The organism is Bacillus sp. FSL L8-0358 (assembly GCF_038593095.1).
GTDB classification, from domain to species: domain Bacteria; phylum Bacillota; class Bacilli; order Bacillales; family Bacillaceae; genus Bacillus; species Bacillus subtilis.
Window position 1 is genome coordinate 3,836,673 of sequence record NZ_CP151962.1, and the last position, 13,508, is coordinate 3,850,180.

At 45.3% G+C, this 13,508-nt stretch carries 11 protein-coding genes and 1 other annotated feature; of the genes, 6 read left to right on the top strand and 5 right to left on the bottom strand.

Annotated elements, in window-relative coordinates; genetic code table 11:
- Window positions 1–5: 5 nt before the first annotated feature.
- The gene (gene celB, locus NYE49_RS19705) at window positions 6–1,340 is read right to left on the bottom strand and encodes a PTS cellobiose transporter subunit IIC (RefSeq protein ID WP_047183387.1); all 1,335 of its coding nucleotides are present in this window, start codon (window positions 1,338–1,340) and stop codon (window positions 6–8) included.
- A 227-nt stretch (window positions 1,341–1,567) separates the two neighbouring features.
- Between celB and epr the strand changes: the two genes are divergently transcribed.
- From epr to sacY, 3 genes are all read left to right on the top strand, one after another.
- The gene (gene epr / locus NYE49_RS19710) at window positions 1,568–3,505 is read left to right on the top strand and encodes a minor protease Epr (RefSeq protein WP_047183388.1); all 1,938 of its coding nucleotides are present in this window, start codon (window positions 1,568–1,570) and stop codon (window positions 3,503–3,505) included.
- A gap of 428 nt (window positions 3,506–3,933) precedes the next feature.
- Entirely contained in the window at window positions 3,934–5,313 is a 1,380-nt protein-coding gene (gene sacX, locus NYE49_RS19715; RefSeq protein WP_100505965.1) for a SacY negative regulator SacX, read from the top strand.
- 53 nt (window positions 5,314–5,366) lie between these two features.
- The gene (gene sacY / locus NYE49_RS19720) at window positions 5,367–6,209 is read left to right on the top strand and encodes a transcription antiterminator SacY (protein WP_003227349.1); all 843 of its coding nucleotides are present in this window, start codon (window positions 5,367–5,369) and stop codon (window positions 6,207–6,209) included.
- Window positions 6,210–6,261: 52 nt separating this feature from the next.
- Here the strand turns inward: sacY and NYE49_RS19725 are convergent, their stop codons facing one another.
- Together NYE49_RS19725 and NYE49_RS19730 are read right to left on the bottom strand one after the other, a co-directional pair.
- A complete protein-coding gene (locus tag NYE49_RS19725; protein WP_047183390.1) occupies window positions 6,262–7,122 on the bottom strand; it encodes a glycosyltransferase family 8 protein in 861 nt (286 codons plus the stop codon).
- A gap of 109 nt (window positions 7,123–7,231) precedes the next feature.
- Entirely contained in the window at window positions 7,232–7,945 is a 714-nt protein-coding gene (locus NYE49_RS19730) for a TIGR02206 family membrane protein (RefSeq protein ID WP_015483879.1), read from the bottom strand.
- A 150-nt stretch (window positions 7,946–8,095) separates the two neighbouring features.
- On the opposite strand from NYE49_RS19730, the gene ywaE reads away from it, so the two are divergent.
- From ywaE to ywaD, 3 genes are all read left to right on the top strand, one after another.
- The gene (gene ywaE / locus NYE49_RS19735) at window positions 8,096–8,611 is read left to right on the top strand and encodes a tyrZ transcriptional regulator YwaE (RefSeq protein ID WP_019712840.1); all 516 of its coding nucleotides are present in this window, start codon (window positions 8,096–8,098) and stop codon (window positions 8,609–8,611) included.
- Window positions 8,606–8,820 (top strand) — a binding site (T-box leader). It overlaps the preceding gene by 6 nt.
- Window positions 8,821–8,861: 41 nt before the next feature.
- Window positions 8,862–10,103, top strand: coding sequence for a tyrosine--tRNA ligase (gene tyrS, locus NYE49_RS19740; RefSeq protein WP_080344239.1), 1,242 nt, complete (start codon window positions 8,862–8,864; stop codon window positions 10,101–10,103).
- Window positions 10,104–10,258: 155 nt separating this feature from the next.
- Complete coding sequence (ywaD, locus tag NYE49_RS19745) at window positions 10,259–11,626, top strand: aminopeptidase YwaD (RefSeq protein WP_047183392.1); 1,368 nt, start codon at window positions 10,259–10,261, stop codon at window positions 11,624–11,626.
- Between the two features lie 30 nt (window positions 11,627–11,656).
- Here the strand turns inward: ywaD and ywaC are convergent, their stop codons facing one another.
- Entirely contained in the window at window positions 11,657–12,289 is a 633-nt protein-coding gene (gene ywaC / locus NYE49_RS19750) for a GTP pyrophosphokinase YwaC (RefSeq protein ID WP_003244564.1), read from the bottom strand.
- A 141-nt stretch (window positions 12,290–12,430) separates the two neighbouring features.
- Window positions 12,431–13,366, bottom strand: coding sequence for a 1,4-dihydroxy-2-naphthoate polyprenyltransferase (locus NYE49_RS19755; RefSeq protein ID WP_015250916.1), 936 nt, complete (start codon window positions 13,364–13,366; stop codon window positions 12,431–12,433).
- Window positions 13,367–13,508: the final 142 nt, after the last annotated feature.

Here is a 13,508-nt window from a genome sequence, read left to right on the forward strand (position 1 = left end):
ATCTATCACATCACATTTTTATCACCAGATTCAACCGCACTCTCTTCCCGCCATTTTTGATGATCCCATATTCTGAAAAACGGATAGTAGATGGCACAGGTGATCAGCAGATTCACCAGCTGCATAACGGCGCCCGACACCTTTCCGCCTGTCGCCAGGTAACCTGATATGAGCGGCGGCATCGTCCATGGCACCGCGATTCCGGCCGGTCTTGCCACCAGCCCGGTGCTCATGCCGATATAAGTCGCGGTAATCGTGAGGAGCGGTGCGATGATAAATGGGACAATAAGGAGCGGATTCATGACAATCGGCATGCCGAAAATGATCGGCTCGTTGATATTAAATAGCGCAGGGCCGATTCCTAATCGTCCAAGCTGCTTCATTTGTTTGCTCCGGGAGCGCACAAGCATCGTCAGGACAAGCGCCAGCGTCGCCCCGCTCCCGCCGACATTGATCCAAATTTGAAAGAACTGAGTCGTAAAAATACTCGGCAGCGCCTCGCCCGCTTGGAAGGCAAGACGGTTGGCATCCATCGCGCCATACCAAATCGGCGCCATGATTCCGCCAATGATGGAAGCCCCGTGAATCCCGCACGACCAAAGCAGCATCTGCACAAATTCAGCGATCAGGCTTCCGCCGAGACTGCCGCCAAGGATGGAAAGCGGTGTGCCAAGCAGGTCTCCTACGACATTGTGCAGACTCTGAAAAGGTGTCATTTCAATCAGAAGGCGCGCCAGCCACACGAGAAACACAATGATAAAGCCGGGAATCAGCGCGACAAACGATTTGCTTACCGCAGGCGGCACACCGTCTGGCATTTTGAAGACGATATTTTTTTGAATAATGTACCGATAGATTTCGGTTGAAAACAAGGCGATCAGCATGGCGACAAATAGGCCCTTGCTGCCAAGCAGCGTGATCGGGATTCCGCCCTCTACCATGATGGGTTCCGTTGAGCCACCCGGTGTAAACGGCACCTCAAACGGCGTTGCCAGCAGAAATGCGGCAATTGAAATCGCTCCGGCAGAAAGGGCATCGACACCATAGCTTTCTGCCAGCCGATAGGCGATCCCAAAAGCGGCAATCATCGCCATAATATCAAACGAAGCGTTAACAGGATATCCGAGCTTATCGGCCCACTCGTTCCCAAACACACTCGCCATGAAATCAGCATACCCCGGAATCGGCAGGCTCGTTAAAATCAAGAAGACAGACCCGATAATAATCAGCGGCATGGTCAGGATAATTCCGTCACGCAAAGCGCTGAGATGCCGCTGCCCGGCAATTTTCCCGGCGACAGGCATTATTTTTTCCTCCATCACCCGAGTGAATGTGCTCATCTTAAAAGCCCCCTTTTCTCATTGCTTTGTGAACAACCTCCGCAATGTTTTCTTTATCTTATTTTGAAAACGCTTACAAATTCATTTGGAAAATTTCCTCTTCATGCGGAAAAAATCTGCATTTTGCTAAACAACCCTGCCCATGAAAAATTTTTTCCTTCTTACTATCAATCTCTCTTTTTTTCTCCGATATATATATCAAACATCATAGAAAAAGGAGATGAATCATGAAAAACATGTCTTGCAAACTTGTTGTATCAGTCACTCTGTTTTTCAGTTTTCTCACCATAGGCCCTCTCGCTCATGCGCAAAACAACAGTGAGAAAGAGGTTATTGTGGTTTATAAAAACAAGGCCGGAAAGGAAACCATCCTGGACAGTGATGCTGATGTTGAACAGCAGTATAAGCATCTTCCCGCGGTAGCGGTCACAGCAGACCAGGAGACAGTAAAAGAATTAAAGCAGGATCCTGATATTTTGTATGTAGAAAACAACGTATCATTTACCGCAGCAGACAGCACGGATTTCAAAGTGCTGTCAGACGGCACTGACACCTCTGACAACTTTGAGCAATGGAACCTTGAGCCCATTCAGGTGAAACAGGCTTGGAAGGCAGGACTGACAGGAAAAAATATCAAAATTGCCGTCATTGACAGCGGGATCTCCCCCCACGATGACCTGTCGATTGCCGGCGGGTATTCAGCTGTCAGTTATACCTCTTCTTACAAAGATGATAACGGCCACGGAACACATGTCGCAGGGATTATCGGAGCCAAGCATAACGGCTACGGAATTGACGGCATCGCACCGGAAGCACAAATATACGCGGTTAAAGCGCTTGATCAGAACGGCTCGGGGGATCTTCAAAGCCTTCTCCAAGGAATTGACTGGTCGATCGCAAACAGGATGGACATCGTCAATATGAGCCTTGGCACGACGTCAGACAGCAAAATACTTCATGACGCCGTGAACAAAGCATATGAACAAGGCGTTCTGCTTGTTGCCGCAAGCGGTAACGACGGAAACGGCAAGCCAGTGAATTATCCGGCGGCATACAGCAGTGTCGTTGCGGTTTCAGCAACAAACGAAAAAAATCAGCTTGCCTCCTTTTCAACAACTGGAGATGAAGTTGAATTTTCAGCGCCGGGGACAAACATCACAAGCACTTACTTAAACCAGTATTATGCAACGGGAAGCGGAACATCCCAAGCGACACCGCACGCCGCTGCCATGTTTGCCTTGTTAAAACAGCGTGATCCTGCCGAGACAAACGTCCAGCTTCGCGAGGAAATGCGGGAAAACATCGTTGATCTTGGTACCGCAGGCCGCGATCAGCAATTTGGCTACGGCTTAATCCAGTATAAAGCACAGGCAACAGATTCAGCGTACGCGGCAGCAGAGCAAGCGGTGAAAAAAGCGGAACAAACAAAAGCACAAATCGATATCAACAAAGCGCGAGAACTCGTTAGACAGCTGCCGGGCTCCGACGCCAAAACTGCCCTGCAAAAAAGACTGGATAAAGTACAGTCATACAGAAATGTAAAAGATGCGAAAGACAAAGTCGCAAAGGCAGAAAAATATAAAACACAGCAAACCGTTGATACAGCACAAACTACCGTCAACAAGCTGTCGAACGGAACAGACAAAAAGAACCTTCAAAAACGCTTAGACCAAGTAAAACGCTACATCGCGTCAAAGCAAGCGAAAGACAAAGTTGCGAAAGCGGAAAATAGCAAAAAGAAAACAGATGTGGACAACGCACAATCAGCAATTGGCAAGCTGCCTGCAAGTTCAGAAAAAACGTCCCTGCAGAAACGTCTTAACAAAGTGAAGAGCACCAATTTGAAGACGGCACAGCAATCCGTATCTGCGGCTGAAAAGAAATCAACTGATGCAAATGCGGCAAAAGCACAATCAGCCGTCAATCAGCTTCAAGCAGGCAAGGACAAAACGGCATTGCAAAAACGGTTAGACAAAGTGAAGAAAAAGGTGGCGGCGGCTGAAGCAAAAAAAGTCGAAACTGCCAAGGCAAAAGTGAAGAAAGCGGAAAAAGACAAAACAAAGAAATCAAAGACATCCGCTCAGTCTGCAGTGAATCAATTAAAAGCATCCAATGAAAAAACAAAGCTGCAAAAACGGCTGAACGCCGTCAAACCGAAAAAGTAACCAAAAACCTTTAAGACTTGCATTCCAGGTCTTAAAGGTTTTTTTTACATTCTAAGAACACCACACACAACCTTTTTCCCATCCATTGTACAGGCTTTTCATACTATTGCTATACAGCCATGAACAGCATAAAATGAACGTTATTACAGTTATCACCACATATGGCGGGATTGTGACTGGGCAGGCAGGCAAGACCCAATGATGCAAAGGGAGTATTAGTGCCTAAAAAGCAGGGCATTTTAACTCTTCTTTTCGTGTTGGGCTCATAACGGCGCCTTGGACAACCCCTATTCTCATGCTCCGTCGTCGACGCGGGCATTTTTGTCATTTTCAGCCGGTATTTCTCACTTTTTTCATTTTGATTGTCAACTTTTCATTTGATACGATGAACAAGCCGACTTTTCTTCAGCAAAGGAGGTTTTGATTGCTTGCATAAAGAGATTGCAAAAGAATTACTGCTGCTCGCAGGAGGAAAAAACAATATTATCAGCATCAGCCATTGTACGACCCGTCTTCGTTTTGATGTAAAGGACGAGACGAAAATTGATATACATGCCATTGAGAATCTGCAAGGTGTGCAGGGCACCTTTTTCCGCTATGGCCTTTTCCAGATTATCTTCGGAGCAGGCGTCGTCAACAAAATATATAAAGAAGTCGTTCATGTATGGGAGACCGCGCCTTCAGAAGAGCCTGTCCACCAGAAAAAAGCCTGCCGGAAGCTGAACCCTGCCGCAGCTTTTGCGAAAACACTGTCCGATATTTTTGTGCCGATTATTCCGGCAATAACAGCAAGCGGCCTGCTCATGGGGCTGATCGGCATGATTAAGGTGTTTCATTGGTTCGCTGCCGGCAGCCCATGGATTAAAATGCTCGACCTCGTGTCCAGCACAGCCTTTATTTTACTGCCAATTTTAGTTGGCTTCAGTGCCGCACGGCAATTTGGCAGCAACCCATACCTAGGGGCAGTGATTGCAGGGCTTTTGACGCATCCTGATCTGCTGGACCCGTCTATGCTCGGCAGCAAAACCCCGTCTTCTTTAGACATATGGGGGCTTCATATCCCAATGATGGGCTATCAGGGTTCCATGATACCGATTCTTCTTTCCGTTTTTGTCATGAGCAAAATTGAGAAGCTATTAAAATCGATTGTGCCGAAGTCGCTTGATGTCGTGATCATTCCCTTTATTACGGTCATGGTGACAGGATGCCTCGCGCTGATTGTGATGAATCCCGCCGCGTCCATCATCGGCCAGATCATGACACAATCGATCGTCTATATTTATGATCACGCCGGCATTGCCGCCGGAGCCCTTTTCGGCGGCATCTACTCTACCATCGTCCTATCTGGATTGCATCATAGCTTTTATGCAATTGAGGCAACGCTGCTTGCTAATCCGCATGTCGGTGTCAACTTTTTAGTGCCGATATGGTCGATGGCGAATGTGGCCCAAGGCGGAGCGGGGCTTGCGGTATTCCTCAAAACGAAACAATCAAGCCTGAAGAAAATTGCGCTCCCCGCTTCTCTGACCGCGTTTTTAGGCATTGTTGAGCCGATTGTATTCGGGGTAAATCTCAAACTGATCCGTCCCTTTATCGGAGCAGCCATCGGCGGTGCTATTGGCGGAGCATACGTGGTTGCGGTACAAGTTGTGGCAAATTCATACGGGCTGACAGGCATTCCGATGATTTCAATTGTGCTGCCGTTTGGCGCCGCGAATTTTGTTCATTATATGATCGGTTTCTTGATCGCAGCCGTCTCTGCTTTTATAGCTACATTGTTTCTCGGGTTTAAAGAAGAGACAGAATAACTGGATTTATTCGATTTCATTCATAAAACGGGGGATGAAAGGACAAAAAAGCTATGAAAATTAAAAGAATCTTAAATCATAATGCTATCGTCGTAAAGGATCAAAATGAAGAGAAGATTCTCTTGGGTGCAGGAATTGCGTTTAACAAAAAGAAGAATGACATTGTCGATCCGTCAAAAATAGAAAAAACCTTTATCAGAAAAGATACACCTGACTATAAGCAGTTCGAAGAGATTTTAGAAACATTGCCTGAAGACCACATTCAGATTTCTGAGCAAATTATCTCTCATGCCGAAAAAGAGCTGAACATCAAAATCAACGAGCGCATTCATGTCGCTTTTTCAGACCATCTTTCTTTTGCAATTGAACGCCTGAGCAATGGGATGGTTATCAAAAATCCGCTGCTGAATGAAATCAAAGTCCTTTATCCAAAGGAGTTCCAGATCGGCTTATGGGCCAGAACACTGATTAAAGATAAACTGGGGATTCACATTCCTGATGATGAAATCGGCAATATCGCCATGCATATCCACACAGCAAGAAACAATGCCGGCGATATGACACAAACGCTTGATATTACAACCATGATCCGTGATATTATCGAGATTATCGAAATTCAACTGTCTATTAATATCGTTGAAGATACCATCTCTTATGAACGGCTTGTGACCCATCTCCGCTTTGCCATTCAGCATATCAAAGCAGGCGAATCCATTTACGAGCTGGACGCAGAAATGATCGACATCATTAAAGAGAAGTTTAAGGATGCCTTCCTGTGTGCCCTAAGCATCGGCACCTTTGTGAAGAAGGAATACGGCTTTGAGTTTCCTGAAAAAGAATTGTGCTACATCGCCATGCATATTCAGCGGTTCTACCAACGATCAGTCGCACGCTGAGACAAACAAAAAACGCTTTTGATCATCTCAAAAGCGTTTTTTTATATCTGTATTATTGGTTGATCGCCGGATTCCCAATCGTATTCCACTTCGTATAGGACATGTAATGGAAATACTCATCGCGATACGGATGTTTTGTATTGGAGTTCCAAGGCTTTTCTCCGCCGCAGAAGTGCACGATTGCCGGGTTTTCTCTTGTTTCATTATATTGCTTCCGCCCTAACAGAGTCGATGGGGTTTTCAGCTTTAACATGATATAGGTTTGAGCGTTCCAGCGCGGATGAAGTTCATACCACTGATCATACAAGATCGCATTCAGTGCATCTTGGTCATGCAGCACAAGAAAGTCTTCGTCTGGGTGTTCATTGATAAAGTTGATGACTTTTTCTGTGATGTTTTGCTTTCTCCAAGACTCAAAATCAATAATCATGATACCTGAGTTAAAATACTTCCCTGTATCAGTGACGTTCATTTCTTTCAGGCGTTCATGCTGCCCCGCATCCTCAACAGCGGCTACGGTGTATGGCGCAATGTCTAAGTCCCATAGCTTAGAAATATCCTCTAGGACAAGCGCATCACAATCGATGTAAATCATTCGTTTGATGCTTTCATCCTTAATTAAGTCGGGAATCGAAATGCGGTAATACGCGGCTTTTGTAATATGACTGCTCTCTACCGCATGTTCATACATTTTGGTATCCACTTCTAAAAACTCAATCGGCACTCCGAATTTCAAAGTGGTTTCTTCCAGTCTTTTTTTGTTATCAGGCTTAATTCCGCCATCAATGACGTATAATTTTGCCTCTCTCTCCTGATCCATGTTAGTCAATAAAGAAACGAACATCCCACCTAAATGACGAGCATAATTATCATCTGCGCATGATACGATATGCATGATTTCATCTTTCCTCAATGGTATTCATCTCCCTTTTTGTTGTACAAGTTACATACCCTTTTTCAAAAAAATAAACACGTTCTCCGACATTTTTTTAAACAGAATGTGTGATACAACAAAAAAGGTGTCATTTTTTGAAGATGCGATAAAGCCAATAAAGAATGAAAAAGCTTGCGATTGTGATGGCTTCAGCCGAGACGATATACCACGGCCATGGCCCGAGAACATCTAAGAGAGAGGATCCGCCCGGTTTTTTCGTCAAATACATATAATTCGCGCCAAGCCAGCGATCAATCAGGAAAATACAGACGCCGTACACATTAACAAGCAGGACTGTCACCCATAACGAGCGCTGGCCCATTCTGTAGGTGCCAATCACAGCCATCAGCAGACAGGATAAAAACACAGACCCGTGAGAAATAAAAAAGAGGATATATCGGATATGCGGAAATGAAAACATACCAAGGTCAGGAGTGGCAAGAGCCTGAATCGAACTGCCGATGCCGACAAAAAACAAAAACACAAACAGCTTTCTGCTTTTTGTCACTAACATAATAGCTGACAAATACACCGACAGGTCACTAAGCTGGAGAGGCAATGAAGTGCGCACCGACCACCTGCCCGTGGCGACCATCCATATTTGATAGCCGATTTGCGAACCAAGCAAAAGAAACACAAACAGAGAACGCAAAAACCGGCTGGCCCTCGGCTGCTTGACCCCATCTTGGAACAAAAACAACAGAATGGCCAAAAGGGCGATAATCGCTAACGTCACTACGTGCTCTGTCGAAAACAGATGAAACGGATCATGCTTATAGACGGATTGAACATATTTTTGCAAAACTGCACCCCCGTTTGCGGGTTTTTGTTTATTTTGGCGTTGTTTGGGCTTTTTTTATTCAACCGATATATGGGCTTGAAGTTCACATCAGACTCTGTTACAATTCGTTTCATAGCTAATGATTCTGATAATTTAAGGCAGGCCTAAAAAATGGAACGTTCACATCAACATCAGCAGCTTCGGAAGGAAGAACACGATACACTTTCTAAGCTCAAACAAATGCCCGTCGAGTCACTCAACCTGGAAGCCATTTCGATCGCTACGAATCTGTATCGGTCTGCACAAAGGCTCCGTGTCAAAATGGAGACTGAGGTTCTTTCTTCCTATAACCTTTCTTGGACCGCTTTCTCCATTCTTTATGATCTATGGGTATGGGGAGCGCTCGAAACGAGAAAAATTGCTGAGCTGTCAGGCATTTCAACAGCTACAGCAAGCAACGTGATCAAAACGCTCGAAAAAAAGAATTTTTGCCGTAAAAGCATCGACACAAGAGATCGGCGACTCGTGTTTGTCTCTATCACCGATTCCGGCAAACAAGCGATCGAAGAACTCTACCCGGAGTTTCACAAAGGGGAAACAGAGCTCATTGCGGGAATGACGAAGGACGAACAGAAAATATTGACAGGGCTGCTTAGAAAGGTAGCTGACAATCTTCATACAACATAAGCTTTGACGGGAATCCAGTAGCGGTTTGTCTCCCTGTTTCAGAGAGCCGGCGGAAGGTGCGAGCCGGCACACAGCAAACGTGAATTACCTCCCCGAGCTTTCTTTGTGAACCTTAAAAGTAGCAAAGAACGGGAAACCGTTATTTGAATGAGCGGAAGACAATGTCTTCAACCAGGGTGGTACCGCGTGCATTGAGCCACGTCCCTTATTGGGATGGGCTCTTTTTTGTGTTTGTAAAAAAGGAGGAAAAATGATGAGAACATTTGAGCAGCTCACAGCGTCACAGCAAAAAGAGGTAGAAAGACAGCTTCAGCTATACATGACAGGCGCCCACGAAGTCATACCGCCGGAGGAATTAAAGGCAAAGCTCGTGAAATCAATTTCCACGGGCACGCCGCTTAAAATTAAGCTCGGATTAGATCCGTCTGCACCGGATGTACATTTGGGCCATACGGTTGTGTTAAATAAGCTTCGCCAATTTCAAGAAAACGGCCACATTGTCCAGCTGTTAATTGGGGATTTCACAGGAAAAATTGGTGATCCGACCGGAAAATCGGCAGCCAGAAAGCAACTGACTGATGAAGAAGTTCAGCACAATGCCAAAACCTACTTTGAGCAATTCGGAAAAGTGCTTGATCCAGAAAAAGTCGAGCTTCACTACAACTCGAAATGGCTGAAAACATTGAATCTGGAAGATGTCATTGAATTAGCAGGGAAAATAACGGTAGCCCGCCTGATGGAGCGCGACGACTTTGAAGAACGCATCGCCATGCAAAAACCAATCTCACTGCATGAATTCTTTTACCCATTGATGCAGGGATATGATTCTGTCGTTCTCGAAAGTGATATTGAATTAGGCGGAACGGATCAGCATTTCAATGTCCTCATGGGACGGCATTTTCAAGAACGATACAACAAAGAAAAACAAGTCGTCATCCTTATGCCGCTCTTGGAAGGCTTGGATGGCGTCGAGAAAATGTCGAAGTCGAAACACAACTACATTGGCATTAACGAACATCCAAACGACATGTACGGAAAAACGATGTCACTGCCCGACAGCCTGATGAAAAAATACATCCACTTGGCGACAGACTTAGAGCTTGAAGAGAAAAAACAGCTCGTAAAAGACTTAGAAACCGGCGCCGTTCATCCGCGTGATGCTAAAATGCTTTTAGCCAAAACAATCGTCCGAATGTATCACGGAGAGAAAGCAGCAGAAGCTGCCGAACACTCGTTTAAAACAGTCTTTCAGGAAAACAGCCTGCCGGAAGATATACCGGCCGTAAACTGGAAAGGCGAGAAAACGATAGCGATGATTGATCTGCTCGTCAAGCTGGAGCTCCTCTCTTCGAAGAGCGAGGCGCGCCGCATGATTCAAAACGGCGGTGTACGCATCGACGGAGAGAAAATAACAGATGTTCACGCCAAAGCAGAGATAAGAGAGAATATGATCATCCAAGTCGGCAAACGCAAGTTTTTAAAGCTCCAATAGTTTGATATTCCGAAACGCTTATGACCCTTCATTCATAAGCGTTTTTTTGCAGGTATAAAGCACTGTCTTTTCAAAAACGCTCTCCATCTTGCAGGAAACTCCTTTAGCATCCCGAAATATTCCCCAACCATACATTTAGGGGAGGTTTATTTTTGATGAAAAAGCTTTTGACTGTCATGACGATGGCTGTTTTAACTGCCGGCACACTGCTCTTGCCGGCACAGAGTGTCACCCCTGCCGCGCACGCTGTACAAATATCAAATAGCGAGCGCGAGCTTCCATTCAAAGCAAAGCATGCGTACTCTACCATTTCTCAGCTAAGTGAAGCAATCGGCCCCAGAATAGCTGGAACTGCAGCTGAAAAAAAGAGTGCCCTATTGATCGCCTCATCAATGAGAAAATTAAAGCTTGATGTGAAGGTTCAACGATTCAACATTCCTGACCGGCTTGAGGGAACACTGTCTTCAGCAGGACGCGATATTCTTCTCCAAGCGGCGTCCGGTTCAGCTCCGACTGAGGAACAAGGGCTGACGGCCCCGCTTTACAATGCGGGATTGGGCTATCAAAAGGACTTTACCGCTGACGCCAAGGGCAAAATCGCCTTAATTTCCAGAGGAGACCTGACTTATTACGAGAAAGCCAAAAATGCCGAAGCCGCCGGAGCAAAAGCTGTCATCATTTATAACAACAAAGAAAGCCTCGTGCCTATGACACCAAACCTGTCGGGAAATAAAGTCGGCATTCCGGTCGTCGGCATTAAGAAAGAAGACGGCGAAGCGCTTACCCAGCACAAAGAAGCCACCTTAAAACTAAAAGCATTCACAAACCAAACCTCCCAGAATATCATCGGAATCAAAAAACCAAAGAACATCAAACATCCAGACATTGTGTACGTGACGGCCCATTACGACAGTGTTCCTTTTTCGCCCGGAGCAAATGACAACGGCTCAGGAACCTCTGTTATGCTGGAGATGGCGCGTGTCTTAAAAAGCGTTCCATCTGATAAAGAAATCCGCTTTATCGCTTTCGGCGCCGAAGAGCTCGGCCTGCTCGGCTCCTCTCACTATGTAGATCATCTATCGGAAAAAGAGCTGAAACGAAGCGAAGTGAACTTCAACTTAGATATGGTAGGCACAAGCTGGGAAAAAGCGTCTGAGCTGTATGTCAACACATTGGACGGCCAATCTAACTATGTTTGGGAATCCAGCCATACGGCTGCTGAAAAAATTGGGTTTGACAGCCTGTCTCTGACACAGGGAGGATCATCTGATCATGTGCCGTTCCACGAAGCCGGCATTGATTCCGCCAACTTTATTTGGGGAGACCCGGAAACAGAAGAAGTTGAGCCATGGTATCATACCCCCGAAGACTCGATCGAACATATCAGCAAAGAACGCCTCCAGCAAGCAGGCGATCTTGTGACAGCCGCTGTCTATGAGGCTGTGAATAAAGAGAAGAAACCAAAAACCATTAAGAAACAACTGAAGGCCAAAGCAACTGACATTTTTGAAGATATCAAATAAAAAAAGACGGCACTTGGGTGCCGTCTTTTTTTAATCCACTTCTTTCTTAATCCCCAGCATTTTCTCATCTAGATAATGGGCAATCTCCGCGGCTTCCTTCAGCTCATCTGTTAATTGCTTTGGAACGTCATTGTTCAATTTATAGTAAATTTTATGTTCAAGGCTCGCCCAGAAATCCATCGCGATTGTCCGGATTTGAATTTCTGCTTTGACGTATTCCACACGGTTCGTTAAATTCACAGGCATCTCAATGATTAAATGCAGGCTTCGATAGCCATTCGGTTTGGGTGTCTGGATATAATCCTTTACCTTTACGATTCTCAAATCTTCATGCTGCTTCAACACATTCACGACATTATAAATGTCAGAAATAAAGGAACAGATGATGCGCACACCCGCAATGTCGTGAATATGCTCCTTCATTTCCTTCGTCGTAATTTCGCAGCCCTTTCTCATTAACTTATTCACGATGCTTTCAAAGCTTTTGACACGGGATTTTGTATGTTCAATCGGGTTGTGTCCGTGAATGAGGTTATATTCCTGGCTGATAATTGAGAACTTTGTATCGAGCGCATCTAGCGCAAATTTATAAACTAATAATTCATTTTTCCAATCTTCCATTACTGTTTTTAAATCGTCCATATGTGTTACAGATAAATCCATTTTCGTCATCTCCTTTAACGGAACTTTATCCGCTGTCCATGTACTAGACGTCCCTGTCTACTGCAAGGTTCTATGAATTTTTTTACAAAATGCGGTCGATTGTAACAAAAAAAGACCGCACGAAACGAGCGGTCTTTTTTATTATCGGAAATAGCTGATCAATAATCCGATCGAGAGCAGGAATCCGAAAAATGTATTTGTTTGGGCTGTTGATTTCATTGCGACAATCATATTCATCGGCATTTCTTTCTGGACGAAGCCCTTCACTGCCTGAACCGGCTTAGGCACGCTCAAAAAGACGACAAACAGCCACGGGCTTGCGGCACCGGTAATAACCAAGCCGACAACCCAGATATAAGCGACAGCAAACGACGCAGCTAACAGAGTAACAGCTCCCTTATGCCCCATCAAAATCGCCAATGTTTTGCGGCCGCCTTTTTTGTCCTCTTCAATATCACGAATGTTGTTCGACAGGTTAATCGCGCCGACAAGAATCGCAATCGGGATGGAAATCAAAATGCTTTGCGTGTTGATCATATCTGTCTGAATGAAAAATGAAATCAGCACAAACACCGAACCCATGCAAATGCCTGAGAATAATTCACCGAACGGCGTGTACGCGATCGGCAGCGGCCCGCCTGTATACAGGTAGCCGATCGCCATGCCAACGAGGCCGATCAAAGCGAGCCACCAGCTGCTGCTCGCACAAATATAGACACCGAGCAAAATGGCAATCCCGTATGAGGCAAGAGCTAATTGCAAAATCGTTTTAGGCTTCATTCCGTGGCGTACAATTGCCCCTCCGATTCCGACTGATTCTGCTGTATCTAACCCGCGTTTAAAATCATAGTATTCATTAAATAAGTTCGTCGCGATCTGGATCCATAGGCAAGAAAACAGCATAGCCAAAAACAGCAGCAGATCAACCTTCACATAAAACATCGCCAAAACGGTTCCGAGCAGCACAGGCACAAACGATGCGGTTAACGTATGAGGACGGGTTAACTGCCAAAGGATCTGCCCCATGCTTTCTTTTTGCGGCGCTGTCTGACCCTCACCCTTATTTGTTTGGTTCATCTTCCTCTTCCTTTCTATTAAAAGGCTTACTTTTTTCAGCCGGCAGCTTGTTAAAAACTCTTTTTTTTGCTTCCTTATCTATCATAATGACTTCTCCCCTATTTCACAAGATACCGCAAGAAGGCGTTTTCTTTCTTATTAT